The sequence below is a fragment of the Nocardia wallacei genome (assembly GCF_014466955.1).
Taxonomy (GTDB): Bacteria; Actinomycetota; Actinomycetes; order Mycobacteriales; family Mycobacteriaceae; genus Nocardia; species Nocardia wallacei.
The window spans coordinates 1,107,890-1,133,483 of the sequence record NZ_AP023396.1; the positions used below are offsets into that span (position 1 = coordinate 1,107,890).

Genomic DNA, 25,594 nt, shown 5'->3' on the forward strand with positions numbered 1-25,594 from the left:
CTTACAGCGCCTGATCCAGCGGCGGAACCGGCAGGCAGGTGCGGACGAACTCGGTGCCGAATCCGGTGAGCGCGATGCTGCGATAGATGACCTTGGTGCCGAACCCGGTGCGCTTGAGCAGGCGGCGCACCTCGGGCTGGGACTCCAGCAGCTGGTAGCGGGCCGGGTTGTCGAGCGGGTCGCGGGTCGATTCGATCAGGCCCAGCCGCCGCAGATTGGTGAGGTAGGAGCCGACCCGGTCGGCGAAGCGCAGGGCGGCGTCCTCGCCGATCATGTTGAGGCCCGGCTCGATTCGCTGCGCGCCCGGGCTCAACGGGCGGCCGGTGCGAATGTCGAGGGCGGGCTGGGGGCCGTCGAGGTAGAGGAAGCGCAGGATGCGCGCCTCGTCGGGGGCGAGTTCGGTCAGCATGCGCGCGAAGGCCGGGTGGTCGCCCTCCTCGTCGTGCACGCTCGCCGACATCCGCAGCAACTCGGCGCCGCGCTCGCGCAGGCTCGGCGCGGACCCGATGCCGGGGTGGTCGCCGGGCGCGGGGATGCCGAGCGCCCGCCGCACCGAATCCCGTACCTGCTCACCGGCTTCGGTCAAGACCTCGCGCGGCTGTCGGCCCGCCATACTGCCGCGCACGACGGTATCGGCCACCCCGACCGCGGTGCCCACGCCCCAGGCGGCCGCCTCCGTCACCGCCGAGAACGCCACTCGGACCACGCCGGTCGCCGCGCGCACCGGGGATTGTCCTCGCGCGGTGGCGGATTCGTCGCGCACGGCCAGTTCCGCGGCCGGCCGCCGCACGAGTTCGGAAGTGTGCTCGGCGCTTTCGCCGGGATCCGGTTCGGTCACACCCATCGCGTCGCTATCTCCGTTCCGAAGATCAGAAGATGAGCGTAACCGGCGAACAGCCCGAGCACACCGCCGTGCACGAACAAAAGCCACTCGTCCTGTTTGATGGCGGAGCGCAACATATCGACGAAATCCGGTGGCGGAAGCGCCGCCATCTGCTTGGCGATGTACTGGCTGACATTCTTGCTCTGCTGCGCGTTGAACGCCGGGTCCGCGAACGCTGCGGGCGCGAGGTTCTTGCCCGCGTCGGCGAAGCGGTCCCGCAGCGTCTCGTAGTCGCGGTTGCCGATCATGAATTTCAGCGCCCCGCGCGCCGGTCCCAGCGCCCGGTCGGTGGCCGGGCGCAGCGTGTCCTCCAGCACCTGCAGGGTGCGGTCGGAGCGCGGGCCGTTGAGCAGCTCGTCACCGACATTGGCGACGGTGATCACCTGGCTCGCCACCAGCTCGGCGTAACCCTGGGTGATCTCCGGCTGCCGCTTGATCAGCAGGCCCTGCCGCCACGGGCACCACCACTTCGGGTAGGCCGGTTCGAAGATCAGGTTGATGCCGATCCAGTTCACCACCCAGCCGATGACCACGCCGCCGATCGGCAGCACGAACAGCGCCGGCCAGTGCGTCAGGTGCAGGATCGCGACCAGCACCGCGCCCATCGGCGCGCCGAAGTAGAAGCCGAAGTTCTGCATGAACCGCAGCTCCTTGGCACCGAGCACCTGGAAGACCATGTTGAGCAGATGCGGGCGGGACTGGAAGTACCGGATCACCATCGACTTGACGTCGAGCAGCTGCTCGATGTTGTTGCCGAGCTCGTCGGTGAGTTCACGCAGGATGTCGGGCAGCTGCTGGCGCACCCGCTCGTGCACCATCTCCCGCACCTGGGCGGGCAGGTTGTACCAGAGCTGCGGATGTTCGCGGGTCGCTATCTCCTCCACGATGTCGCGGATCTGCTCGTCGGCGATGGCGGTGAGATGTTCGGCCAGCGCGTCGGGTTCCAGTTCACGGTAGAAGTCGGCGACGCTGCCGAGCTTGGCCAGGCCCTTGTCCACGGCGATGGACGCCATCTTGTCGGCCCGCGAGGGGACGATGCCCTGCCAGCCCATCCGGCCGTCGAACTGCAGCAGCGGCAGCACCTGAATGCGTTTGGGCAGGTAGGGGAACAACCAGCGCAGTCCGGGCACCCCGACGCCGTGGAAGCGCACCGGCTTGAACAGCATCAGCACGCCGGTCCAGTTGGTGATGTAGCCGATGACGCCGGTGAACAGGGGGATCGTGATCAGTTCCGCCAGAATGGTCGGGTGGATATGGAAAATGCTGTCTAGCACGAGACCCTCCTGCCGACCCCGAAACCGGTGACGCCGCCCCGTCGGCACCTCAACGTACCCCGTCGGCTGCGGCGACCTTACTGTGGATTCAGGAATCGAGTCCACTTCCGGTGTTGTGCTGGTCCACAAGGTAGCGGGGTGGGAGACTTCGGTCACAACGGTCGGCCGGAATGTCGCATCGGACATGGGCGCCCGGAAGAATGACGACCACCACAGCATCGGCAGACAGCGTGAGCGAAGCCCGCTCACCCAGGCGACATTCGGAGAAGGACGTGGCAAACGACAGGACCGGACGGGACGTGGTCCGCCCCGGTTCCCGTGCCGTGGAACGCAGCTCTGAGGTTGAGCAGCGGCAGATCAGCAACGAGGCCCGGATGATTCGCGGGGTCTTCCGCGCGGCCGGGCTGGCCGCCGGAACCGCCGTGCGCGGCGGGCAGTGGGCGGTCGGCACCACCTACGAGGTGACCAAGGAGATCACCCAGGCCGCGCTGAACGGCGAGTCGTCCGCCGACATCGCCGAGCGCGCCGGGGCGGCGCTGCAATCGGTGGCGCGCAATATCCTCGGCGTCACCGAGGGCTCGGTGCGCGAGATCGTCAGCTACGTCCCGACCGGCAACGGCCACGCCCAGCAGGCGATTCCCGGTGGTTACGTCCGCTCGTCGAGCCTCGACGACCTGCGCCGTCGCGGCGACGCGCTGCTGGCCCGCTCGGCGGACGTGTACTTCACCGAGGACGTGCATCCCGCCTACGACCGCATCCTCGACCAGATCGCCCCCGACGAGGCCCGCATCCTGCGGTTCATGGCGCTCAACGGCCCGCAGCCGGCGGTCGACGTGCGCACCAACAGACCACTCGGTATCGGTTCCGAGCTGGTGGCCGGCGATCTGACCTCGGTGCCCGAACAGGCCGGCGTGCGCTACCCGGACCGGGCCCGGCTGTACCTGATCAACCTGAACCGGCTCGGCCTGCTGGTGACCTCCGACGACCCGGTGGTACTGAGCCGCTACATGGTGCTCGAGGTGCAGCCGGTCGTGGAGGCCGCGCTCGGGCAGGCGGGGCGGGTGCCGAAGATTGTGCGAAAGAGCCTGCGACTGACCGAGTTCGGTGAGGACTTCTGCCGCACCTGCTTCTCCATCAACGGCTCGTAACGCGGCTGATAGCAATCCGATACAGATTTCCCGATCCGCGAAGATTCGCCGCTTCCGGTGGGATTGTGGAGTTATGGACCCCGATGCCGTCTCCGCGATCAGCCGGCTGAAGTTCCGGTACCTGCGGGCACTCGACACCAAGTCCTGGGACGACTTCGCCGACACCATGGTCCCGGAGGCGACCGCGACCTACAGCGAGTACCTGCAGTTCGAATCGCGCGACGCGTTCCTGGCATTCATGCGCAACACGCTCGGCCCGCACGTGATCACCGAACACCGCTGCGACCACCCCGAGATCGACATCGACGGCGACACCGCGACCGGCACCTGGTACCTCGCCGACACCGTGCTCATTCCCGGCCACAACATGCTGCTGCGCGGGGCGGCGTTCTACAACGACCGATACGTCAAGTGCGACGACGGCGCCTGGCGCATCGCCCACACCGGTTACGAACGCACCTACGAGGTGGTGCTGTCCATGTCGGATCTGCCCAGTCTGCGCCTGACGTCGAGCCGCTGGGGTGTCGTCGCCCAGGAGCCGGGGATGGCGTCGGACTCCGGCAACCAGCCTCCCGACGCCGCCGAAACCATGGGGTGAGGCGCTCAGTCCGCGGTCGCGACCAGCGGCTCGAGGGTCAGTTTCGGCATTTCCTTCTGGATGTACTGCAGCCGCCACTTATCGCTGAACAGCGCGAGGATCGCGCCGTCGGTGCGGGTGAAGACCTCCACCCCGCGCTGCCGGTCCAGCTCCGGCGCCGACTCGGCGTCGGTGCGGCGGGCCAGCTGGTACGGCAGGTGGTCGAGGTGGGTCTCGACGTTGAATTCCGCCTGCATACGGGCGGTGACCACCTCGAACTGCATCGGGCCGACCGCGGCCAGCACCGGCGAGGCGTCGCCGCGGGTGTCGTTGCGCAGCACCTGCACCACACCCTCGGAATCCAGTTGGTCGATGGCCTTGCGGAACTGCTTGTATTTCCCGGCGCTCTGCGCGCGCAGCGTGGCGAAATGCTCCGGCGCGAACGAGGGGATCGGCGGGAACTGCACCTTCTTGCCCACGTACAGGGTGTGGCCCGGGGCCAGCGCGGTCGCGTTCACCAGGCCGACCACATCCCCCGGATAGGCGGTGTCGACGGTGGCGCGCTCGCGGCCGAAGACGGTCAGCGCGTATTTGGTCGCGAAGGGCTTGCCGGTCTGCGCGTGGGTGACCACCATGCCGCGCTCGAACTCGCCGGACACGATGCGCATGAACGCCAGCCGGTCGCGGTGCGCGGCGTCCATGCCGGCCTGCACCTTGAACACGACCGCGCTGAACGGGTCGGCGGGAGTGCGCGGCGTGCCGTCGACGTCGGCGCGCGGGCCGGGCGGGGGCGCCAGCTCGACCAGGGTGTCCAGCAGTTGGCGCACACCGAAGTTCAGCATCGCCGAGGCGTAGATGACCGGCGAGGTCTGGCCCGCCAGGAACAGCTCCTGGTCGTGGTCCTGGCCGGTGGCCGACAGCAGTTCGCTCTCCTCGGCCGCGGTCGCCCACACCTCGGCCTCGCGCTCGGCCGCCTGCTCCGGGGTGTAGGACTCCTCGGGCGCGATGGTGGCGCCGCCCGCGGTGCGGGTGAAGTGGACGTATTCGGTGGCCGCGCCGTCCTCGCCGCGGCGCAGCAGGCCGCGGAAGTCCCCGGCGATGCCGACCGGCAGGAACAGGGGAGTGGGCGTCAGGCCGATGCGCTCGCTGATCTCGTCGAGCAACTCCAGCGGGGCGCGGCCCGGCCGGTCCCATTTGTTGATGACGGTGATGACCGGGATGCCGCGGTGGCGGCAGACCTGAAACAGCTTGAGCGTCTGCGGTTCCAGGCCCTTGGCGGCGTCGATGAGCATGACGGCGGCGTCGACGGCGGTGAGCACCCGGTAGGTGTCCTCGGAGAAGTCCGAGTGGCCGGGGGTGTCGACCAGATTGATCACGCACCCGCCGTATTCGAACTGCAGCGCGGTCGAGCTGACCGAGATGCCGCGCGCCTTCTCCATCTCCATCCAGTCCGAGACCGTCGAGCGGCGCCCGGCCTTGCCGTGGATGGCACCGGCCTCGGCGATCACCTTGGCGTGCAGCGCCAGGGCCTCGGTGAGGGTGGATTTACCGGCGTCGGGGTGCGAGATCACCGCGAATGTGCGCCGCCGCGCCACCTCTTCGGCCAGCCCGGGCGCGGTCGCGCCGGCAGTCGGGGAATTCACGGGGGAGTGCTCCTCTTCGCGGGACAGGCAACCGCTCCAGGGTACTCGACCGCCCGATCGGCGGACCGTACCGGCCGGCCGGGGCGCGGTGCGAGAGACCGCGGTGGTGCGTGTTATTCTCGTCGGGTTGTCTCGGCGAGGGTGAGGCACTTGTGCTCACCGTGATCGACGTGGCCCGGCTTCCGGTCGTCCTCGTTCGGTCTTCGCCCGACGAGCAGACCCTCGGTCAAGGTCCAGCCCCTGACCGCAGCATGCAGACCGCCCGGAGAGCCGTAGGAGTTCATCAGTCATGTCCGACGCCAGCCTTCTCGAAGCCACCGTCCGCACCGAGTTCGGCAAGGGCGCCGCCCGCCGCACCCGCCGTGCCGGTCACGTGCCCGCCGTGCTGTACGGCCACGGTGAGGCCCCCAAGCACCTCTCGGTCGACGCCCACGCCTTCGCCGCGATCCTGCGCGAGCACGGCACCAACGCGGTGCTGAACCTCGAGATCGAGGGCAAGAAGCAACTCGCGCTGACCAAATCCGTTGTGGTGCACCCGATCCGGCGCTACATCGAGCACGCCGACCTGCTGATCGTCAAGCGCGGCGAGAAGGTCGTGGCCGACGTGCACGTCGTGCTCTCCGGTGACGCCGCCCCGGGCACCCTGGTCACCCAGGACGCCACCACCATCGCCGTCGAGGCCGACGCCCTGAACATCCCCGAGGAGATCGAGGTCTCCATCGAGGGCGCCGAGGCCGGCACCCAGATCACCGCCGGTCAGATCACGCTGCCGAAGGGCGCTACCCTGGCCGCCGACCCGGAGACCCTGCTCGTCAACGTCATCACCGCGCCGGCCGCCGAGGCCACCGAGGCGGAGGGTGCGGCCGAGGAGTCCGCCGAGGGCGAGAACGCCGAATAAGTCCGCAGCCAACCGTTTTCGATGACCGAATCGAGTGCCGGGCCGCCACCGCCCGCGCTGGTGGTCGGCCTGGGGAATCCCGGGCCGGAATACGAGCGCACCCGGCACAATGTCGGTTTCCTGGTCGCCGACGTGCTCGCGGGGCGCGTCGGCGGCCGGTTCACCGTGCACAAGAAGTCCGGGGCGGACCTGCTCGAGGCCCGGCTGAACGGGCGAAAGGTGTTGCTGGCCAAGCCCCGCACGTACATGAACATCTCCGGCCGCCCGGTCGCGTCGCTGGCGCGGTTCTTCTCGGTTCCGGCCGCCGAGGTGATCGTCGTGCACGACGAGCTGGATCTGCCGTTCGGCGCCATCCGGCTCAAGCGCGGCGGCGGCGAGGGCGGGCACAACGGGCTGCGCTCGGTGTCGAGCGCGTTGACCACCAAGGACTACCTGCGGGTGCGGTTCGGCATCGGCCGACCGCCGGGCCGCCAGGACCCCGCCGACTTCGTGCTCAAGCAGTTCTCGTCGGTGGAGCGCAAGGAGGTTCCGGTCCTGGTGGAACAGGCCGCCGATGCCGTGGAACTGCTCCTGAGCGTCGGGCTGGAACCGGCGCAGAACCAATTGCACTGAGCTATTCGCTCGTTCGGGTGAGGGTCGCCGTGGCGGTGCGGCGCAGCTTTCCCGAGGAGGTCTTGGGCAGGGCGCCCGGACCCAGCACGGTCACGCTGCGGGGCCGCACGCCGACCTCGGCGAAGACCGCGTGCGCGATATCGCGTTCGATGCGGTGGACCTCGGCGGCGTTCTGGTGGTCGTTGCTCTCCACCACCACGGCGAAGCTCTCGCGATGCTGCCCCGCGTCGAGCCGGACCGCGACCGCGTTGCCGGGCCGCACCCCGCGCACGCGCAGCGCGGCGCGCTCGATGTCGGTCGGGAAGATGTTGCGACCGCCCATGATGATGACGTCCTTGATGCGGCCGCACACGACGATCAGGCCCTCCTCGGTGAAGTAGCCGATGTCGCCGGTGTCCAGCCAGCCCTCGGCGTCCCGGGCGGGCCGGAAGCCGTCGACCGTGACGTAACCGGAGGTCACCGCGGGCCCGCGTACCTCGAGCACCCCGACCGAGCGGATCGGCAGCGGCGTGCGCTCGTTGTCGACCACGCGGCCCTCCAGTCCGTCGACCAGGTAGCCCAGCGTCGGCAGCCGCCGCACGGCGCCGTGATGCGTGCGCGGATCCTGCACCGGCACCGCCTTTCCCAGCGCCTCCAGCAGATCGGCGTCGACGACATCGAGCACCATGCCGTGGCCGGGGTCCGGGATCGACACGGCCAGTGTGGTTTCCGCCATCCCGTACACCGGAGTGATCGCCATCGGGTTGAGCCCGAACCGTTTTCCCGCCGCCGCGAGGGCCTCGATGGTGTCGGGGTCGACCGGTTCCGCGCCGTTCCACATGTAGCGCACGCTGCTGAGGTCCACCGCGCCGTCGTCGGCCTGGCGTAGGCGGCGCGAGAGCAGGGCGTAGGCGAAATTGGGTGCGGCCGTGACGGTTCCGCGATACTTCGTGATCAGCTCGGCCCACAGCAGCGGGCGGTGCAGAAAGTCCAGCGGCGTCACGCACACCACCTCGGCGCCGAATTGCATGGGCACGCTGAGGAATCCGACCATGCCCATGTCGTGGAACAGCGGCAGCCAGCTGACCATCACATCGTGGTCGAGCTGGAATTTCACCCGGTCGAACATGGCGTAGGCGTTGGCGAGGAAGTTGCCGTGCGTGATCCGGACCGCCTTCGGCGACCCGGTCGACCCCGAGGTCAGCTGCTGCAGCGCGATATCGCTCTCGGCGGTCGGCAGCGGATCGGTGTCCGGCCCGCCGGGCAGGTCGGCGATGCGCACCACGGTGATGCCGCGTTCGGCGAGCAGCGGCGCGGCCGCCTCGAACGGCGCGCCCAGCACCACGGCGCGGGCCTCGATCATGCCCAGTACGGTCTCGGTGTCGTGCGCCCACTGCGCCAGGTCGGTGCGCGGCGTCGGCTGGTGCAGCATCGTGATCGAGGCGCCGCGCATCCAGACCGCCTGGCAGGCCGGGGCGATATCGGCCGGGCGACCGGCCAGCACCCCGACGGCGTCACCGTGCCCTAGACCGGCGGCGGCCAGGCCACCGGCCATGCGGCGCGCGGTCCGGTGTATCTCGCCCCAGGTCTGCCGGCGCGGCGCCGCCGGCTCCCCGGTGACCAGCCCGCGCGTGGACTCGCGCGCGGTCGCGTACATCTCGTCGGTGAAGCGGCTCACGATCGACTCCTTCACGAAGTCGGACACGGGACGCGGAGCCGAGCGAGAGCGTGGGCGGTTCTCGCTCGCCTCCACACCCTCGGACTACGGATCCCGTGCCGACGGGGTTCATTCGGACGCACTGGATTCGCGCTCAGTGCCCGGCGGCCAGCGCGGCGACGGCGTCGGCGAAACGGTCCAGTTCGGGGGTGGTGACGAAGCAGTGCGGGGAGGCGCGCACCACGGCGTCGAGCCCACGGGCGGTCATGTCGAGCAGGGTGGAGCCGCGATGGCTGACCGTAACCGTGATGTCCTGTTCGCCCAGGCGATCGCGGACCTCGTGGGGGTGCAGCCCGTCTACGGTGAACGAGACGATCCCGCTGTGCCGCATCCCGAGATCGCGCACGGTGACGCCGGTGATCTGCGGCAGCGTCTTGCGCAGGTACGCCGCGTTGGCGGCGATCGCGTCGTAGACCCGGTCGGGACCGAGCTCGAGCAGGTAGCGCACCGCGGCGCCGAGACCGAGACGGGCCGCGACGTCGTGCTCCCAGAATTCGAAACGGGTGGCATCGGGCGCCAGCCGGTACTCCCGCGGGCCGGTCCACTGCGCACTGTGCAGGTCCAGGCGGCCGGGCTCCATGGCGGCGGCCAATTCCGGTCGCACGTAGAGGAATCCGGTGCCGCGCGGGCCGCGCAGCCATTTGCGTCCGGTGGCCGACAGGGCATCGACGCCGAGCGCGGCGACATCGAGGGGCAGCTGGCCCGCCGACTGACAGGCGTCCAGCAGCACGATCGCGCCCGCCTCGCGCACCACCCGGGCGGCCTCGGCGACCGGGTTCACCAGACCGCCGTTGGTGGGCGCGTGCAGCAGCGACACCAGCTTCACGCGCTCGTCGACCGACCCGGCCAGCGCGTCGACATCGATCTGCCCGGTCGGATCGGTGGGGATGGCCTCGACCACGGCGCCGGTGGCGCGGGCGCGCTGCAGCGCGGCGATGGCGTTGCTGGCGTAGTCCGCGCCGGAGACCAGGATCCGGTCACCGGGGGCCAGCGGGATCGAGTAGAAGAAGTCGGCCCAGGACCGGGTCGCGCTGTCGCTCAGCGCGATTCCCGCCGGGTCGGCGTTGATCAGCGTGCCGATGGCCGACCGCACCGCGGCCAGGTCGGCCAGCCGCTCGTTGGCCGCGCGGTAGCCGCCGATCTCGGCCTCCCGGCGCAGGTGGCCGATCACCGTGTCCACCACGACCCGCGGCGGCAGGGAGGAGCCGGCGCTGTCGAGGAAGACCGGCGACGGACCGGAGAGGTCGTCGTAGGCGGCGATGTCGGCGCGGAGGCGAGTCTGATCCAGCACCTCATCGACGATAGAAGCGATTTCCTTCGAGTACGCATCTACCCTGGTAGATCGGCCTTGTCGCGCGCGTGTCATCAATTCTTCAGAAATCTTGTCGGTCACCACCGTTACTCTGGGTCGGGTCGGCGGAAGGCAGCGGTCCGGTCTTTCGTTACACAGCTAAGCGGAGGATTGGCAATGGCTATCACGGCAGTACGGACCCCGATCGGCGCAGGCCCGGGCCTCTCTTCGCGAGCCGCGGCCGAGGCGTACATCGGCGGCGTCTGCTTCAAACAGGGCCCACCGGCGCTCATCGGCGCCGAACTGGAGTGGCTCACCGTGCAGGGTGAACCTTCGACGCCGCAAGCGCGGCCGGAACTGCCGGAACTCGCGGCGGCGCTGGGGCCGTACGCACCGCGGTCCGTCGCCGCCGAATCCCCCGCCCTGCCGCTGCCCGGGGGCAGCAGGGTCACCGTCGAACCCGGTGGACAGATCGAACTTTCCAGCGCCCCGTTTCCGGGGGCGACCGAATTGTGTGAGCGCCTGCGCGCCGACGCGCGACTGTTGGAGAAGCTGCTCCACACCCGGTCCATTCGCATTCTCGCCGCGGCCGCCGATGCCACCCGCCTTCCGGCGCGGGTGCTGCAATTGCCGCGCTACCAGGCCATGGAGCGCAGTTTCGAGGGTATCGGCCCGTTCGGCAAGCTCATGATGTGCAACACCGCGGCGACCCAGGTGAGCGTCGACGCCGGTGCCGATCCGGCCGAGATAGCCGCCCGCTGGACCGCCCTGTACGCCGTGGGCCCGGCCCTGCTCGCCGCCTTCGCCTGTTCGCCCGATCTCCACGGTGCCCCCGCCGGCGCGTGGGCGTCCCAGCGCATGCGGGCCTGGCTGCGGCTCGACCACGCCCGTACCCGCCCGTCGGTGCGGCACTGGGCCGATCCGGTGACCGACTACGCCCGCTGGGTGCTGGACGTCCCGCTGCTGTGCGTCCGGTCCGACGGCGTCGGCGACTGGGCCGCACCACCGGGCGCCACCTTCGCCGACTGGCTGTGCGGCGCGCTCGACGACGAGATCGGCCGTCCACCGGAGGCGGCCGATCTCGACTATCACCTGACCACCATGTTCCCGCCCGTGCGGGCCTCGGGACATCTGGAGGTCCGCTACCTCGACGCGCAGCCCGGCGACTCGTGGAGCGTACCGGTCCACGCGCTGGAGTCGCTCATGTCCACGCCCGCCGTCGTCGCCGAGGCCACCCGGGTGGCCGCGCCCGTGGCCGATCAATGGCTGGAGGCGGCCCGCAGCGGTCTGGCCGATCCGCAGATCCGTTCGGCGGCAGTGCAATTGCTCGATCTGGCCGCGTCACACGCGACGACACCGGCGGCCGCCGCCGAACTGCAGGAGGCCGTCCACCGATGTCGCGACGGCCGCATGCCCACCGCATGATCCCGCCGGGCACCCCCGTACTCTCACCGCTCGACGATTTCGGAGAACACTCATGACCGTTCATCTCACCGGGACCGATCGCGCCGGCACCGAGCGCCTGCGCGAGCAGATCGCCGAGGTGCTGGTGCGAGCGCGGGCCAGGACCGCGGCGCTCACCGACTGCGTCGACGAGGCGGAGCTGGTGGCGCAGCATTCGCGGCTGATGAGTCCGCTGGTCTGGGACCTCGCGCACATCGGCAACCAGGAGGAGCTGTGGCTGGTGCGCGATGTCGGCGGCCGCGAGCCGGTGCGGTCCGACATCGACCACCTCTACGACGCGTTCCAGCACCCCCGCGCCGACCGCCCCGCGCTGCCGCTGCTGACGGCCGAGGAGGCCCGCGGCTACGTCGGCGAGGTCCGGTCGAAGGTGTGGGATGTGCTGTCCGGCAGCACCTTACGCGGCGCGCGGCTGGTCGACGGCGGCTTCGCGTTCGGCATGATCGCCCAGCACGAGCAGCAGCACGACGAGACCATGCTGGCCACTCACCAGCTGCGCACGGGCCCGGCGGCACTGCGGGCGGAGCCCGCGCCCACGTCCCGCGTGCCGGTATCGGGTGAAGTGATCGTTCCCGCGGGCGAATTCACGATGGGTACCTCGACCGATCCGTGGGCGCTGGACAACGAGCGGCCCGCCCACCGCGTGCATGTCCCGGCCTTCGCCATCGACGCCGCACCGGTGACCAACGCGCAGTACCAGCGGTTCATCGACGACGGCGGCTACCAGCGGCCGGAATTGTGGTCCGAGCGCGGTTGGGCGCACCGCACCGAGGCCGGGCTGGTCGCGCCGCAGTTCTGGGAGCGCGATGGCGGAAACTCGTGGTGGCGGCGCGTTTTCGGGACCATGGAGCCGGTGCGCCCGCAGCAGCCGGTGGTGCACGTGTGCTGGTTCGAGGCCGAGGCCTACGCCAACTGGGCCGGTAAGCGCCTGCCCACCGAGGCCGAATGGGAGAAGGCGGCCCGCTTCGACCCGGCCACCGGGCTGACCCGCCGCTATCCCTGGGGGGATGCCGATCCCACCGCGGCCACGGCGAATCTCGGCCAGCGCCATCTGGAACCGGCCGAGGTGGGGGCGTATCCGGCGGGCGCGTCCCCGGCCGGTGTGCACCAGCTGATCGGTGACGTCTGGGAGTGGACCGCTTCGGGTTTCGAGGCGTACCCCGGGTTCGAGGCCTTCCCGTATCGGGAGTACTCGGAGGTGTTCTTCGGCGGCGACTACAAGATGCTGCGCGGTGGGTCGTTCGGCACCGACCCGGTCGCCTGCCGCGGCACCTTCCGCAACTGGGACCACCCGATCCGCCGCCAGATCTTCTCCGGCTTCCGCCTGGCCCGCGATCTGCGCCCGGACGAACGCTGATGTGCCGTCATCTCGGCTACCTCGGCCCACCGGCCCCCGTCGGCGAGTTGCTCACGCGCGGAGGCCATTCCCTGCGCACCCAGTCATGGCAGCCGCGCGAGATGCGCGGCGGCGGCACCATCAACGCCGACGGCTTCGGCGTCGCGTGGTGGGTGCCCGTGGTCGAGTCGCTGGGTTCGGAACCGACCCGCGGCACGCATGCGCGAGTGCCCGTGCCGGACGCAGGCCGCACGGCGGGCGGCGTGGGCGGGGCCGGTAAAGCGCCCGGGACCGACGAGATGCGCCGGGCCGGTGAAGTGCGCGGAGTGCACGAGGTGGGCGAGGTGCGCGGGGCGGGCGGCGTGGGCGGGCTAGACGAGGCGCGCGGGGCGGGCGAGGTTCGAATGGCGGGCGGGATCGGCGGGCGGTCTCCGGTTACGTTGGTGGCCAGTCGTTATCGCAATCCCGCGCCGATCTGGACCGACCCGGCGGTGGACGAGGTGCTGCCACAGTTGCGGTCGACGGCGGTGGTGGCGGCGGTGCGGTCCGCGACGGTGGGGATGCCCGTGGAGCGCTCGGCCTGCGCCCCGTTCACCCGCGGCCGCTGGGCGTTCAGCCACAACGGGGTGGTCCAGGACTGGCAGCGGGTGCTGACCGAGGTGGCCGCGGAGCTGGGCGTCACCACCCTGCTGGCGGCCGAGTCGCAGACCGATGCCGCCCTGCTCTGGGTGATCCTGCACGATCTGCTCGAAAAGCTCGCCGAGGCAGCGGAATACGACCGCATGCCGATCGAGCCGGACGGCGGCGCGGCGCCCGCCGCGAACGGTTACGCCATCGCCGAAACCCCCGAGTCGTGGACCCTCATCGCCGACGACTGGCCGGAGCGAGCCGCCGTCCCGGGCCGCGCGCTGCGGCTGCTGGTCTCGGCGGTCCTGGCCCGCGCGCCGCACGCCCGGCTGAACCTGCTGCTGAGCGACGGCGAAACCCTGTGGGCCACCACCGTCTACCACTCCCTGTCGGCCCTGGTCACCGACACATCGGTGGCGCTGTCCTCCGAACCCTACGACGACGATCCGCGCTGGCAGGCCATCGCGGACGGGCAGCTGGTGACGGCCCGGCCCGGCCACCTGTCCGTCGTCCCCCTCGCATCCGCCGAATCCGAAAGGGCGCCTTCATGACCGCACCGACGCTGGAGATCCACCTCACCGACGACGACCTCACCGCGGCGCTGCGGTCGGATGCCCGGCTCGGCCTCACCTCGACCCCGAAGACCTTGCCGCCCAAGTGGTTCTACGACGCCCGGGGCAGCGAACTGTTCGAGGCGATCACCGCGCTGCCGGAGTACTACCCGACACGGACCGAGCGGGCGCTGCTGGAGCAGGTGGTCGGTGAGATCGCCCGGATCGCGCAGGCCGAGGTGCTGGTCGAGCTGGGGGCGGGCTCGGCGGCCAAGACCAGGCTGCTGCTGTCGGCGCTGAGCGCCGAGGGCCCGTTGAAAACGTATGTCCCGCAGGATGTCTCGGTGTCCGCGCTGCGCGACGCCGCCCAGCAGCTGGTGACGGAGTTCCCGGGCCTGGCGGTGCACGGGGTGGTCAGCGACTTCACCGACACCCTGCACAACCTGCCGCGCGGCGGCCGCCGCATGATCGCCTTCCTGGGCGGCACCATCGGCAATCTGGTCCCCGCCGAGCGGGCCGAATTCCTGTCCGGCGTCCACGAGGTGCTGGAGCCGGGGGAACAACTGCTGCTCGGCGCGGGCTTGGTGATCGACCCGGCCGTACTGGTGCCCGCCTACGACGACGCCGCGGGCGTCACCGCCGAATTCAACCGAAATGTGCTGTACGTCCTGAACTCTCGCCTGCACGCCGACTTCGATCCGGAGAGCTTCCGGCACGTGGCGGTGTGGGACGCGGCGAACGAATGGATCGAGATGCGCCTGGAGGCCACCCGGGCGATGACGGCCACCGTCGCCGATCTGGGTCTCACGGTGCGCTTCGACGAGGGCGAGCAGATGCGTACGGAGATCTCCGCCAAGTTCCGTGTCGAGGGCCTCACCGCTGAACTGGCGGTCGGCGGCTTCGACACCGAGCAGGTGTGGACCGATCCGCGCGACCGTTTCGCGCTGGTGCTGGCCGCCCGCCGCTGACCGGAAGGTCAGCGGCGCGGCGGCGCCTCGGTCTCGCCGCCGACGACCGCGCCCAGCCACTCGATGAGCGGCCGCATGGTCTCCCAGGACTTGCGAATCTCCTTGGCGGCGCGGGGCGTCGGCAGCCAGTCGGGCGCGCCGAACTCCTTGCTCACCAGCAGGGACTTGTGCCGGAGCAGGTCGATGCGCGGATGATCGGCGGCATAGCCCTTCGGGCGGGTCTTCAGTTGTTCACCGCCCGTAGGGAATCCGGCCTTCGCCAGCCGGGCGAGAATCCGCTCCAGCTCGGCTCCGCGCACCTCGTCGTCGATCGTGGCGCGCAGCCGTGCGAGCTGGGCGGGGGAGGCGGCGTATATCCCACCGGCCACGAACAGCCCCGGTGCGCCGATCTGGACGTACCAGCCGGTGCCGGACGCCACGTGGACGATCGCACCCTGATGATCCTTGTAGGGCGTCTTGTTCTTGGAGAACCGCACATCCCGGTAGGGCCGGAAGACCTTCGCGGCGCCGAAGTCGGATTCCAGCTCGGCCATGAGCGCGGTCATCGGCTGCTTCACCGACTGTTCGTAGACGTGCTTGTTGGCGGTCCAGAACGTCTTCGAATTGTCGGCCTCGAGGTCTTCGTAGAAGTCCAGGCCCGCGAACGGGAATCCCGCGAACTCGCTCATGCTCGTGCGAGCAGGCTAGGCCGAGCCGTTGAACAGGCCGGTGACCGAGCCGTTCTCGAACACCTCGCGGATGGTGCGGGCCAGCAGCGGGGCGATCGACAGCACCGTCAGCGTCGGGAACTTCTTGTCCTCGGTGATCGGCAGTGTGTTGGTGACGATCACCTCGCGGGCGCCGCAGGACGCCAGCCGCTCGGCGGCCGGGTTGGACAGCACGCCGTGGGTGGCGGCGATGACCACGTCACCGGCGCCGGCCTCGCGCAGCACCCGCACGGCTTCGGCGATGGTGCCGCCGGTGTCGATCATGTCGTCGATCAGGATGCAGGTACGGCCGTCCACGTCACCGACCGGGCGGTGCGATTTGACCTGGTTGGGCACCAACGGGTCACGAGTCTTGTGGATGAACGCCACCGGGGCGCCGCCCAGCGAGTCGGCCCACTTCTCGGCGACCTTCACGCGGCCCGCGTCGGGGGAGACGACGGTGACGTTGTCCGTGCTGTAGTGGTTGCGCACGTACTCCGACAGCTGCACCAGCGCGTGCATGTGGTCGACCGGACCGTCGAAGAAGCCCTGGATCTGATCGGTGTGCAGGTCGACGGTGATGATCCGGTCCGCGCCGGCGGTCTTGAGCAGGTCGGCGACCAGCCGGGCGGAGATCGGCTCGCGGCCGCGGTGCTTCTTGTCCTGCCGGGCGTAGGGGTAGAACGGCAGCACCGAGGTGATCCGCTTGGCCGACCCGCGCTTGAGCGCGTCGAGCATGATGAGGTGCTCCATCAACCACTCGTTGAGCGGTGCCGGGAAGCCCTGCATCACGAACGCGTCCGAACCGCGCACGGATTCCTCGAACCGAACGAAGATCTCTCCGTTGGCGAAGTCGCGAGCAGTTTGCGGAGTGATCGGAACGTCGAGTTCCTTCGCCACCTGCTCGGACAACTCGGGGTGAGCGCGCCCCGAGAACAGCATCAGGTTCTTCTGATTATCGGTCGAGAACGCGGTCACTCTCTGTTGCCATCCTTTTGCTCGATTGCCTGACTCGCCCTGTCGCCGGCCGCGATCGCGTCGGCTGCGGCCTGCGCCGCAGCGGTCCCGGGACGTTTCCGCTGCACCCAGCCCTCGATATTGCGCTGTGCTCCGCCCGAGACGGCCAATGCCCCCGGCGGAACGTTTCTCCGCAGCACAGTACCTGCCGCCGAATAGGCGCCGTCGCCCACCGTCACCGGGGCTATGAACATCGTGTCACTACCGGTGCGCACATGGGAACCCACGACCGTGTGGTGCTTGTTCACCCCGTCGTAGTTGACGAAGACACTGGACGCGCCGATGTTGCTGTGCTCGCCGATGGTGGCGTCGCCGACGTAGGTCAGGTGCGGCACCTTGGAGTGCGCGCCGATGGTGGCGTTCTTGGTCTCGACGAAAGCTCCGAGCTTGCCGGACACCCCGACGATCGTGCCCGGCCGCAGGTACGCGAACGGGCCGATGGCCGCGCCGGGTCCGATGGTCGCGCCGGACCCGTGCGTGCGGACGACCGTGGCGCCCTCGCCGACCACCACGTCGGTGAGGGTGGAGTCGGGGCCGATCTCGGCGTCCTCGCCGACGACCGTATTGCCGAGCAACTGCACGCCCGGCCGCAGCACCGCGTCGCGGCCGATCCGGACACCGGCGTCGACCCAGGTCGTGGCCGGATCGATGACGGTGACCCCGGCCCGCATGTGGCGTTCGAGAATGTAGCGATTGAAGATGCGGGCGGCCGCGGCCATCTGCACCCGGTCGTTGACGCCGGTGACCTTGGCGGCGTCCACCAGCCGCGCGCCGTGCACCGGGTGCCCGCCCTCGCGCGCGAGTTTCAGCACATCGGTCAGGTACAGCTCGTGCTGGGCGTTGGCGGTGGTGAGGCGGCCGATCATGGCGCGCAGCACGGCCGCGTCGAAAACGTAGACGCCGGAGTTGACCTCGGTGAGCGCGGCCTGCTCGGGCGTCGCGTCGGCGTGTTCGACGATCTCGAGCATGTGGCCGTCGGCGTCGCGGACGATGCGGCCGTAGCCGTTCGGGTCCTCGGGCTCGAAGGTCAGCACCGTCACCGCCGAGCGCTGCGGATAGCTGCGGTGCTCGGCCAGCAGCGCCGACAGCGTGTCACCGTCGAGCAGCGGCACGTCGGCGGAGGTGACCAGCAGATCGCCGGCGAAGTCGGCGGGCAGCGCCGACAGCGCGCACCGCACCGCGTGCCCGGTGCCCAGCTGCTGCTCCTGCACCGCGGGGGTGATCTCGCGGCCCAGTTCGGCCGCAACGGAATTCATCGCGGCGCCGACCTGATCGCGGTCGTGCCCGATCACGGTGATGAGGTAGGCGGGGTCGATCTCGTTCGCCGCATGCAGCGCGTGCGCGAGCATGCTGCGGCCGGCCAGCGAATGCAAAACCTTCGGAGTCTTCGACCGCATTCGAGTTCCGGCACCGGCTGCGAGAACGACGACGGCGGTCTGCTGTGGCATGGATCTCCCTCGGCTGCCTGTCATCGTGGGCTGCTGTCCCTTGGTCACTTCCGTCCTCGGTCACCGCGGGCACTGCCGATCGACCTTAGGGCATCGTGCCGGCCGACCGCGGTCACCGCGCCCCCGAGCTCCGCCGCCAGGACTCGAACCTGGACTAACTGAACCAAAATCAGTGGTGCTGCCATTACACTACGGCGGATTGTCGCACCGGCGGATTCCATCACATCCGCCGCCACGTCACGGCACGCGGGACTGATCCTCGCATGCCGACGCCCAAAGAGCCACCTTGGGAGATGCAACAAGATCTCCCGGGGCTGCCGCGCGCGGGAGCCATGCTGTCTGAGAGAGTTGTCGGTGCAAGTCGCGACGGGATTCGTAGGGAGGCGGCGGGATCGATGTCTTCGAATGAGGCGAGCCGGACGCCGCGGCCCCGCATGACCGGAACCCAGCGGCGGCAGCAGCTCATCGAGATCGGCCGCGCGCTGTTCGCCGAGCGCGGGTACGACGCCACCTCCATCGAGGAGATCGCGCAGCGTGCCCAGGTGTCCAAACCCGTTGTGTACGAACACTTCGGCGGCAAGGAGGGGCTGTACGCGGTGGTCGTCGACCGGGAGATGTCGACGCTGCTCGACATGATCACCTCCTCGCTGACCCAGAACCGCTCGCGGGTGCGGCTGGAACAGGTGGCACTGGCGTTGCTGACCTACATGGAGGAGCGCACCGACGGCTTCCGCATCCTGATGCGCGATCAGCCCGTATCGGCGGCCGAGGGCACCTACTCCAGCCTGCTCAACGAGGCGGTCAATCAGGTGGCGCACATTCTCGGCGGCGATTTCGAGCGGCGCGGCTTCGACACCAGCCTGTCCACGATGTACGCGCAGGCGCTGGTCGGAATGGTCGCGACGGCCGCGACATGGTGGTTGGACGAGCGGCAGCCCTCGAAGGAGGTGGTCGCCGCGCATCTGGTGAACCTGTGCTGGAACGGGCTCACCCACCTGGAGGCGGACCCGCAGCTGGCCTCCGAATGGCCGAGCGGGACAGCGCCGTAGCCGCGCGACGCGCCGAACGGCGTTGTCCGGCAGGAATAACTGGACGGTTAACCCAAAATTAGCGAAGGAGGCTGGTCCGAATGCTCGATTCCGCTGACCCGGGCCTGTCGGGTGGTACGGTTCACCCATCCTTCGAGTGCTGTTCGAGCTGTGATGTCGGTCAACTTCGGGATGTCGGTCTACTTCAGGATGGCTGGTTTGATGACAGGCGGATCTGATGGCTAGGCAAGCGCGTGCGGAGATCACTCGCGATTCCGTCCTTGCGGGCGCGGCCGATGTCTTCCTGCGGCTGGGTTATGCGAACGCGAGCCTGAGCGAGATCATCGCACAGTCCAATGTGACCAAGGGCGCCTTGTACTTTCACTTCGGCTCCAAGGAGGAGCTGGCGCGCGCCGTGGTCGATCAGGGCAACGAGCGGCTGGTGAGCGCATGCCAAGGGTTCTTCGACCCCCGGGTGCCGGCGCTCGAGGCCTGTATCGGCATCACCTACGTGGTCGCCGATCTCACCATGAACGACCCGATGGTGGGAGCCATGCTCAAACTCACCCACCAGATCGGCGACTACCGCGGCGCGAGCGGCGAGAACATCGCCAAGACCTGGGGCGAGACGCACCAGTTGCTGGCCGAGCGCGCGATCGCACAGGGCGACCTGCTGCCCGACCTGGACCCGGAAACCATCGGCCTGCTGCTGCAGGAGATGTCCTCCGGCGTCCACATCACCGCGGTGGGCACCGACTCGATCGACCAGATGGCCACCCGCATGGAACGCGTCTGGTACTTCCTGCTCCCCTCGATCGTCCCGGAGGAGAAGGTGGCGTACTTCCGCGAGTTCGCGGCCCGGCGATTACGCCGCTACGTGCCGTGATTTCGGTTGTGACTAGACTCGGTTGGCCGCCCTGATTCGCTTCCTCTGTGCCAGGAGTCTGTCTCATGCCCACCCATCGCCCACCTCTTGCGGGACTGGCCGCGGTGGCCGGTACCGATGCCGCGTTGTCGCAGGTCCGCAGCCTGATCGGGCGATCGCCCGTGCAGCTGGTGGCGCCGTCGGCGGTGCGGCCGTTCGTGGCGGAGACCATCGCGCGGCAGCGGCCGCTGGTGGTGGTGACCGCGACGGGGCGCGAGGCCGACGATCTCACCGGTGAACTCGCCGAGATTCTCGGTGACGGCGTGGCGCTGTTCCCCTCGTGGGAGACGCTGCCGCACGAGCGGCTCTCGCCGAGCGCCGACACGGTCGGCCGCCGGTTGCAGGTGCTGCGCCGGCTGGCGCACCCGGAGGACCCGGTCTATCCGGAGCCGCTGCGGGTGGTCGTCACGACGGTGCGCTCGCTGGTACAGCCGATGGCCGGGGGTCTCGGCGACATCGAGCCGATCGTGCTGCGCGCGGGCATCGAGCACGACTTCGACGAACTGACCACGCGCCTGGTCGAATTCGCGTACGAACGGGTCGACATGGTCGGCAAGCGCGGTGAGTTCGCCGTGCGCGGCGGCATTCTCGACATCTTCCCGCCGACCGCCGACCACCCGGTGCGCGTGGAGTTCTGGGGTGACGAGGTCACCGAGCTGCGCCCGTTCTCGGTGGCCGACCAGCGCTCGCTGCCCGAGGTCGACGTGGATGTCGTTGTGGCGCAGCCCTGCCGGGAACTGCTGCTGACCAGCGACCTGCGGGTGCGCGCGGCCGAGGTGGCCGCCGCGAACCCGGCCGACGCCGCACTGGTCGAGATGCTGACCAAGCTGGCCGAGGGCATCCCGGTGGAGGGCATGGAAGCGCTGCTGCCGGCGCTGCGGCCCGGCGATCTGCAATTGCTCACCGACGTGCTGCCCGCGGAAACCCATGTGCTGCTGTGCGATCCGGAGAAGATCCGCACCCGTGCCGCCGACCTGGTCCGCACCGGGCAGGAATTCCTCGAGGCGTCGTGGACGGCCGCGTCGTTCGGCGGCGCGGCGCCGCTGGGCGCGCACGGACTCGATCTGGCCGCCTCGGCCTACCGCGGTCTGGATGTCGTGCACGCGAGTGCCGACGCGCGCGGCCTGCCCTGGTGGACGCTGAGCCCGCTGGCCTCCGACGACCCCGCCGAGGTCACACTGCCGGTGCTGGCGGCACCGGCGGCACGCGGCTCGGAGGAGTTGGTGGCGACGGTCTTCGCGTCGCTGCGCGCGCACGTGTCGACCGGTGGTCGCGCGGTCGTGGTGGTCGCGGGGCACGGTACGGCGCAACGCATCCGGGAGCGACTCGCCGATGCGGAGGTCCCCGCCGCGCCCATGGATCCGGGCGCCGAGCCCGTGCCGGGTGTGGTCGGCGTGCTGTGCGGCTCGCTGCACGACGGCGTCGTGTTCGAGGACGCGAAACTGGTCGTCATCGCCGAGTCCGATCTGACCGGCAACCGGGTCACCGCGCCCGGCGAGGGCAAGAAGCTGCCCGCGCGGCGGCGCAACCAGGTCGACCCGCTGGCGCTGTCCGCCGGTGATCTGGTGGTGCACGACCAGCACGGCATCGGCCGGTTCGTGGAGATGATCGAGCGCACCGTCGGCGGCGCGCGCCGGGAATACCTGGTGATCGAGTACGCGCCCGGCAAGCGGGGCCAGCCCGGGGACCGGCTGTTCGTGCCGATGGACTCGCTCGATCAGCTGTCGCGCTACGTCGGCGGCGAGATGCCGGGCCTGTCCAAGCTCGGCGGCTCGGACTGGGCGAATACGAAACGCAAGGCGCGCAAGGCCGTTCGCGAGATCGCCACCGAACTGGTGCAGCTGTACGCGGCCCGGCAGGCGGCCCCGGGCCACGCCTTCGGGCCCGACACGCCGTGGCAGCAGGAGATGGAGGACGCCTTCGCGTTCACCGAGACCGTCGATCAGCTCACCGCCATCGCCGAGGTCAAGTCCGATATGGAGAAGCCCGTCCCGATGGACCGCGTGATCTGCGGCGACGTCGGCTACGGCAAGACCGAGATCGCGGTGCGCGCGGCGTTCAAGGCGGTGCAGGACGGCAAGCAGGTCGCGGTCCTGGTGCCCACGACGCTGCTCGCCCAGCAGCATCTGCAGACGTTCATGGAGCGGGTCGCGGGCTTCCCGGTGACGGTGAAGGGGTTGTCCCGGTTCACCGATCCGGCCGAATCGCGGCAGGTGCTGGACGGCATGGCCGCCGGTGATGTCGACATCGTCGTGGGCACGCACCGCCTGCTGCAGACCGGCATCCGGTGGAAGGAACTGGGTCTGGTTATCATCGACGAGGAACAGCGTTTCGGCGTGGAGCACAAGGAGCACATCAAGGCCCTGCGTACCCACGTCGACGTGCTGACCATGTCGGCCACCCCGATCCCGCGCACCCTGGAGATGAGCCTGGCCGGTATCCGCGAGATGTCGACCATCCTCACCCCGCCCGAGGAGCGCCACCCGGTGCTCACCTACGTCGGCTCCTACAACGACAAGCAGGTCGCCGCGGCCATCCGCCGCGAGTTGCTGCGCGACGGTCAGGTGTTCTACGTGCACAACCGGGTGTCGTCGATCGACAAGGCGGCCAAGCGGATTCGCGATCTGGTCCCGGAGGCGCGGGTGGTGGTCGCGCACGGCCAGATGAACGAGGACACGCTGGAGAAGACCGTGCAGGGCTTCTGGGAGCGCGAATACGACGTGCTGGTGTGCACCACGATCATCGAGACCGGGCTGGACATCTCCAACGCCAACACCCTGATCGTGGAACGCGCCGACGCACTGGGACTTTCGCAGCTGCACCAGTTGCGTGGCCGGGTGGGGCGCAGTCGTGAGCGCGGCTACGCCTACTTCCTCTATCCGCCGGACAAGCCGCTCACCGAGACGGCCTACGACCGGCTGGCGACCATCTCGCAGAACTCCGACCTGGGCGCCGGTATGGCCGTGGCGATGAAGGACCTCGAGATTCGCGGCGCCGGAAACGTCTTGGGGGCCGAGCAGTCCGGGCATGTCGCGGGTGTCGGCTTCGACCTGTATGTGCGGCTGGTCGGCGAGGCTGTGGAGGCGTATCGGGCGGCCGCGGACGGGCGGCCGATCACCACCGAGGAAGAGGTCAAGGAGGTGCGGATCGACCTGCCGGTGGACGCGCACATCCCGCCAGACTACATCGCCAGCGACCGGTTGCGGCTGGAGGCATACCGCAAACTCGCTGCCGCGCAGGACGATTCGGCGCTGGCGGGCGTGGTGGAAGAACTCGTCGACCGGTACGGCCCGCTGCCGGTGGAGGTCGGGCGGCTGGTGTCGGTGGCCAAGTTGCGCCTGCTGTGCCGCGAGTACGGGCTCACCGAGGTGGGGGTCAGCGGCACCACGCTGAAGCTGTCGCCGCTGCAGCTGCCCGACTCGAAACAGTTGCGGCTCAAGCGGTTGTACCCGAACGCCACCTACCGGCCCACCACCTCGATCGTGCAGCTGCCGCTGCCGCGGGTGGAGGACAGCGTCGGCGCGGCCCGGGTGCGCGACGTGCAGCTGTTGCAGTTCATCGCCGATCTGCTGCTGGCGCTGCACGGAAAGCCGCAGGGCACAGTCGATCTGCGGGTCGCGGCCGAGGTGTCGGCGGCGCGATGAGTGCGGCCGATCCCACCGCGGCGGACTGCGCGCGGATGGCGCACGGCCTCGCCGCGGCCGTCGACGTGATGGACCGGCTGTGGAGTTTCGGCGGCTGGGAGGTCACCCAGACCCACGACTCGCTGCGGCCGTATCTGCTGGAGGAGACCTACGAGCTGCTCGACGCCATCCAGCACGGCGATGTCGAGACCATCAAGGAGGAACTCGGCGATCTGCTGCTGCAGGTGCTGTTCCATTCCCGGATCGCCGAGGCGGCAGGCGAATTCACCGTCGAGGACGTGGCGGCGGCGCTGGTGGACAAGCTGGTCCACCGCAGCCCGCACCTGCTCGACGACGCGGCGGAGTTCGGTGACAGCGTCGAGGACAAGATCGCCGCGCAGGAAAAGGCATGGGAGGAAAGGAAATCCGCGGAGAAGGCCCGCCGTTCCTGCCTCGACGGCATCGCCCTGGCCCAGCCCGCCCTCGCCCTGGCCGAGAAGATCCGCTCCCGCAGCCTCAAGGCAGGTCTCCCCGAAGACCTCATCCCCACCACCCTCCGGGTAATCCACCTGGGCGGCCCCGACAGCGCCGAAGAGCGCCTCCGCAAGGCAACCCTGTCCTTCGCCACCCGAATCCGCGCCGCCGAAGACGCCGCCGAGCAAGCACGCGGCCACCGCGCCCCCCTCACCCCCACCGACTGGCGCAGGTACTGGCCGAGCTGACCCCGCATCCCGGCAAAAGCACGCCGGAAGTAGGGCTGGTGCCCGCCCGGGAAGTAGCAACAGCCAGCGCTCGGCGCTCCCGATCAATAGCCCGATGACCTGCGGCTATGTACTCGCCGACGTCGAGTTGCCGATCAAGTGGCCGCGTCGGTCAGCTCAGGATCTATCTGTTGAAGCATGATGTTCAACCAGTCGGTACCCCGGTGGTCTGGTGGCATCGCTGCGAGGCCCTGAGTGGCTTCCTCCACTCCATCAGCGACGTGGCCCATGCACGACAGCACCAGCCCTCTCTGTACCGCCAGGAACCCAGCGGTGTACCAATACCCACCCGGCGGTAGTTCGTCGCTCTCCGAAGGATCTGACGCGATCGCCTTAGCGGCTGCTCTGTTCTCGCCCCTTCGCGCCAGTAGCTCACCGCGCCAATAGAGATCGAACGTTCGCAGTGCCGGGTGTACGCCGTCCTCGGCAAGCGTTGCGTCGGCAAGGTCGAGTGCCTTCGCCAGGTCTCCGGTGTGCCGAGCGGTAAGCGAACGGAACGACAACGCGTGCGCTCGCTGGGGTCCGTCCTGCGCCAGCTCGGCTGCGTCGGCAAGAACTTTGTCGGCAATTGCTCGTTGACCCGTTGCGTGCTCGAGCCAGCCGCGGTACCGCGTGACTTCAGACGCTAATCCGTTGTCCAAACCTCTTGCGAGAGTGTCGATTCCGCGCACCACAGGCAGAACGGGAGCCGCGCCTATCCGGTCCTCCAGGTGCCGGGTGCGTTCCAAGATGACAGCCACATCGGCAGCACCGGTGCCGTCCGGATCGGTGGCTATAGCGCTGAGCCTGCCCGCTACCGGATCATCACCGAGCGCACGGCGATACGCCGCGGCGACACCTTCGGGCACGGGGCGTTGCCCGTTCTCTATCTGTGACAGATACGCCGGTGAGTAGTGGGTTTTCTCAGCCATACGACGCAGACCGATACCCGCCACGGTGCGGAGTTCACGCAGCAGTGTTCCGGTCACGTCCGAATCTGCGAACACGTGCAAACACGCTAGTACTCCGAAGTCACCTGCGGGTCACGGATGCTCGTTACTGGCTTCGCAGAGGGGTTGTAGCCAATTGACCCACCCCGGCCCGGCTCCCTCTCTGCGGACGTTTCCGACACGATCACGACAAGGGGACGGGAGTACAAACG

General features: G+C 69.4%; 21 protein-coding genes, 1 tRNA gene and 1 pseudogene. 13 read left to right on the forward strand and 10 right to left on the reverse strand.

The window, feature by feature from the left end; translation table 11 throughout:
• Window position 1: 1 nt before the first annotated feature.
• Window positions 2-844, reverse strand: a complete 843-nt coding sequence (locus tag NWFMUON74_RS05045) for an Abi-alpha family protein (RefSeq protein WP_187686816.1) — start codon at window positions 842-844, stop codon at window positions 2-4.
• Window positions 835-2,157: a DUF445 domain-containing protein gene (locus NWFMUON74_RS05050; RefSeq protein WP_187686817.1), complete on the reverse strand. Its 1,323-nt coding sequence runs from the start codon at window positions 2,155-2,157 to the stop codon at window positions 835-837. Before NWFMUON74_RS05050 ends, NWFMUON74_RS05045 begins: the two co-directional genes overlap by 10 nt.
• Before the next feature lie 272 nt (window positions 2,158-2,429).
• On the opposite strand from NWFMUON74_RS05050, the gene NWFMUON74_RS35875 reads away from it, so the two are divergent.
• Both NWFMUON74_RS35875 and NWFMUON74_RS05060 read left to right on the forward strand, forming a co-directional pair.
• Complete coding sequence (locus tag NWFMUON74_RS35875) at window positions 2,430-3,305, forward strand: Abi-alpha family protein (protein WP_232110848.1); 876 nt, start codon at window positions 2,430-2,432, stop codon at window positions 3,303-3,305.
• Window positions 3,306-3,378: 73 nt separating this feature from the next.
• Window positions 3,379-3,903, forward strand: coding sequence for a nuclear transport factor 2 family protein (locus NWFMUON74_RS05060; RefSeq protein ID WP_187686818.1), 525 nt, complete (start codon window positions 3,379-3,381; stop codon window positions 3,901-3,903).
• Window positions 3,904-3,908: 5 nt separating this feature from the next.
• Here NWFMUON74_RS05060 and NWFMUON74_RS05065 read toward each other — a convergent pair whose 3' ends face one another.
• Window positions 3,909-5,525, reverse strand: a complete 1,617-nt coding sequence (locus NWFMUON74_RS05065; protein ID WP_187686819.1) for a peptide chain release factor 3 — start codon at window positions 5,523-5,525, stop codon at window positions 3,909-3,911.
• A 289-nt stretch (window positions 5,526-5,814) separates the two neighbouring features.
• On the opposite strand from NWFMUON74_RS05065, the gene NWFMUON74_RS05070 reads away from it, so the two are divergent.
• Together NWFMUON74_RS05070 and pth are read left to right on the forward strand one after the other, a co-directional pair.
• Complete coding sequence (locus tag NWFMUON74_RS05070) at window positions 5,815-6,423, forward strand: 50S ribosomal protein L25/general stress protein Ctc (protein WP_187686820.1); 609 nt, start codon at window positions 5,815-5,817, stop codon at window positions 6,421-6,423.
• 21 nt (window positions 6,424-6,444) lie between these two features.
• Window positions 6,445-7,035 carry an aminoacyl-tRNA hydrolase gene (pth, locus tag NWFMUON74_RS05075; RefSeq protein ID WP_187686821.1) on the forward strand — a complete coding sequence of 197 codons (591 nt, stop codon included), beginning with the start codon at window positions 6,445-6,447 and terminating at the stop codon, window positions 7,033-7,035.
• A 1-nt stretch (window position 7,036) separates the two neighbouring features.
• Here pth and NWFMUON74_RS05080 read toward each other — a convergent pair whose 3' ends face one another.
• Together NWFMUON74_RS05080 and NWFMUON74_RS05085 are read right to left on the reverse strand one after the other, a co-directional pair.
• Complete coding sequence (locus NWFMUON74_RS05080) at window positions 7,037-8,692, reverse strand: fatty acyl-AMP ligase (protein ID WP_187686822.1); 1,656 nt, start codon at window positions 8,690-8,692, stop codon at window positions 7,037-7,039.
• Between the two features lie 133 nt (window positions 8,693-8,825).
• Window positions 8,826-10,022, reverse strand: coding sequence for an aminotransferase class V-fold PLP-dependent enzyme (locus tag NWFMUON74_RS05085; RefSeq protein WP_425300518.1), 1,197 nt, complete (start codon window positions 10,020-10,022; stop codon window positions 8,826-8,828).
• Window positions 10,023-10,199: 177 nt separating this feature from the next.
• On the opposite strand from NWFMUON74_RS05085, the gene egtA reads away from it, so the two are divergent.
• The 5 genes and pseudogenes from egtA to egtD all read left to right on the forward strand — a co-directional run bounded on the left by egtA (window position 10,200) and on the right by egtD (window position 14,965).
• Window positions 10,200-11,447 carry an ergothioneine biosynthesis glutamate--cysteine ligase EgtA gene (egtA, locus tag NWFMUON74_RS05090; RefSeq protein WP_187686823.1) on the forward strand — a complete coding sequence of 416 codons (1,248 nt, stop codon included), beginning with the start codon at window positions 10,200-10,202 and terminating at the stop codon, window positions 11,445-11,447.
• Window positions 11,448-11,499: 52 nt separating this feature from the next.
• The gene (egtB, locus tag NWFMUON74_RS05095) at window positions 11,500-12,840 is read left to right on the forward strand and encodes an ergothioneine biosynthesis protein EgtB (protein WP_187686824.1); all 1,341 of its coding nucleotides are present in this window, start codon (window positions 11,500-11,502) and stop codon (window positions 12,838-12,840) included.
• A pseudogene (locus NWFMUON74_RS05100) lies at window positions 12,840-12,992 on the forward strand (ergothioneine biosynthesis protein EgtC); the annotation flags it as partial. The gene egtB and the pseudogene NWFMUON74_RS05100, both read left to right, overlap by 1 nt.
• 126 nt (window positions 12,993-13,118) lie before the next feature.
• A complete protein-coding gene (locus tag NWFMUON74_RS05105) occupies window positions 13,119-13,997 on the forward strand; it encodes a class II glutamine amidotransferase domain-containing protein (protein WP_187688937.1) in 879 nt (292 codons plus the stop codon).
• Window positions 13,994-14,965 (forward strand): L-histidine N(alpha)-methyltransferase, encoded by a 972-nt coding sequence (gene egtD, locus NWFMUON74_RS05110; RefSeq protein WP_187686825.1) that lies wholly within the window; start codon window positions 13,994-13,996, stop codon window positions 14,963-14,965. Before NWFMUON74_RS05105 ends, egtD begins: the two co-directional genes overlap by 4 nt.
• An 8-nt stretch (window positions 14,966-14,973) precedes the next feature.
• Here the strand turns inward: egtD and NWFMUON74_RS05115 are convergent, their stop codons facing one another.
• The 4 genes from NWFMUON74_RS05115 to NWFMUON74_RS05130 form a co-directional block, all read right to left on the reverse strand.
• Window positions 14,974-15,633: a DUF2461 domain-containing protein gene (locus NWFMUON74_RS05115; protein ID WP_187686826.1), complete on the reverse strand. Its 660-nt coding sequence runs from the start codon at window positions 15,631-15,633 to the stop codon at window positions 14,974-14,976.
• 15 nt (window positions 15,634-15,648) lie between these two features.
• Complete coding sequence (locus NWFMUON74_RS05120; RefSeq protein ID WP_187686827.1) at window positions 15,649-16,629, reverse strand: ribose-phosphate diphosphokinase; 981 nt, start codon at window positions 16,627-16,629, stop codon at window positions 15,649-15,651.
• The gene (gene glmU, locus NWFMUON74_RS05125; RefSeq protein WP_187686828.1) at window positions 16,626-18,116 is read right to left on the reverse strand and encodes a bifunctional UDP-N-acetylglucosamine diphosphorylase/glucosamine-1-phosphate N-acetyltransferase GlmU; all 1,491 of its coding nucleotides are present in this window, start codon (window positions 18,114-18,116) and stop codon (window positions 16,626-16,628) included. Before glmU ends, NWFMUON74_RS05120 begins: the two co-directional genes overlap by 4 nt.
• Before the next feature lie 128 nt (window positions 18,117-18,244).
• A tRNA-Gln gene (locus tag NWFMUON74_RS05130) sits at window positions 18,245-18,315 on the reverse strand.
• Between the two features lie 235 nt (window positions 18,316-18,550).
• Between NWFMUON74_RS05130 and NWFMUON74_RS05135 the strand changes: the two genes are divergently transcribed.
• The 4 genes from NWFMUON74_RS05135 to NWFMUON74_RS05150 all read left to right on the forward strand — a co-directional run bounded on the left by NWFMUON74_RS05135 (window position 18,551) and on the right by NWFMUON74_RS05150 (window position 24,414).
• On the forward strand, window positions 18,551-19,165 hold the full coding sequence (locus tag NWFMUON74_RS05135; RefSeq protein WP_187688938.1) for a TetR/AcrR family transcriptional regulator: 615 nt from the start codon (window positions 18,551-18,553) through the stop codon (window positions 19,163-19,165).
• 217 nt (window positions 19,166-19,382) lie between these two features.
• Window positions 19,383-20,030: a TetR/AcrR family transcriptional regulator gene (locus NWFMUON74_RS05140; RefSeq protein ID WP_187686829.1), complete on the forward strand. Its 648-nt coding sequence runs from the start codon at window positions 19,383-19,385 to the stop codon at window positions 20,028-20,030.
• Window positions 20,031-20,095: 65 nt separating this feature from the next.
• Window positions 20,096-23,713 carry a transcription-repair coupling factor gene (mfd, locus tag NWFMUON74_RS05145; RefSeq protein WP_187686830.1) on the forward strand — a complete coding sequence of 1,206 codons (3,618 nt, stop codon included), beginning with the start codon at window positions 20,096-20,098 and terminating at the stop codon, window positions 23,711-23,713.
• Window positions 23,710-24,414, forward strand: coding sequence for a nucleoside triphosphate pyrophosphohydrolase (locus NWFMUON74_RS05150; RefSeq protein ID WP_187686831.1), 705 nt, complete (start codon window positions 23,710-23,712; stop codon window positions 24,412-24,414). The genes mfd and NWFMUON74_RS05150 overlap by 4 nt, the downstream gene beginning before the upstream one ends.
• 134 nt (window positions 24,415-24,548) lie before the next feature.
• On the opposite strand, the gene NWFMUON74_RS05155 is transcribed toward NWFMUON74_RS05150, so the two are convergent.
• A complete protein-coding gene (locus tag NWFMUON74_RS05155; protein WP_232110849.1) occupies window positions 24,549-25,439 on the reverse strand; it encodes a helix-turn-helix domain-containing protein in 891 nt (296 codons plus the stop codon).
• Between the last annotated feature and the right edge of the window lie 155 nt (window positions 25,440-25,594).

Coding starts and splice junctions, on each gene's coding strand:
- NWFMUON74_RS05045 (WP_187686816.1), bottom strand. CDS start 844: ATGGGTGTGACCGAACCGGATCCCGGCGAAAGCGCCGAGCACACTTCC.
- NWFMUON74_RS05060 (WP_187686818.1), top strand. CDS start 3,379: ATGGACCCCGATGCCGTCTCCGCGATCAGCCGGCTGAAGTTCCGGTAC.
- NWFMUON74_RS05070 (WP_187686820.1), top strand. CDS start 5,815: ATGTCCGACGCCAGCCTTCTCGAAGCCACCGTCCGCACCGAGTTCGGC.
- pth (WP_187686821.1), top strand. CDS start 6,445: ATGACCGAATCGAGTGCCGGGCCGCCACCGCCCGCGCTGGTGGTCGGC.
- egtA (WP_187686823.1), top strand. CDS start 10,200: ATGGCTATCACGGCAGTACGGACCCCGATCGGCGCAGGCCCGGGCCTC.
- egtB (WP_187686824.1), top strand. CDS start 11,500: ATGACCGTTCATCTCACCGGGACCGATCGCGCCGGCACCGAGCGCCTG.
- NWFMUON74_RS05105 (WP_187688937.1), top strand. CDS start 13,119: ATGCGCCGGGCCGGTGAAGTGCGCGGAGTGCACGAGGTGGGCGAGGTG.
- egtD (WP_187686825.1), top strand. CDS start 13,994: ATGACCGCACCGACGCTGGAGATCCACCTCACCGACGACGACCTCACC.
- NWFMUON74_RS05115 (WP_187686826.1), bottom strand. CDS start 15,633: ATGAGCGAGTTCGCGGGATTCCCGTTCGCGGGCCTGGACTTCTACGAA.
- glmU (WP_187686828.1), bottom strand. CDS start 18,116: ATGCCACAGCAGACCGCCGTCGTCGTTCTCGCAGCCGGTGCCGGAACT.
- NWFMUON74_RS05135 (WP_187688938.1), top strand. CDS start 18,551: ATGACCGGAACCCAGCGGCGGCAGCAGCTCATCGAGATCGGCCGCGCG.
- NWFMUON74_RS05140 (WP_187686829.1), top strand. CDS start 19,383: ATGGCTAGGCAAGCGCGTGCGGAGATCACTCGCGATTCCGTCCTTGCG.
- mfd (WP_187686830.1), top strand. CDS start 20,096: ATGCCCACCCATCGCCCACCTCTTGCGGGACTGGCCGCGGTGGCCGGT.
- NWFMUON74_RS05150 (WP_187686831.1), top strand. CDS start 23,710: ATGAGTGCGGCCGATCCCACCGCGGCGGACTGCGCGCGGATGGCGCAC.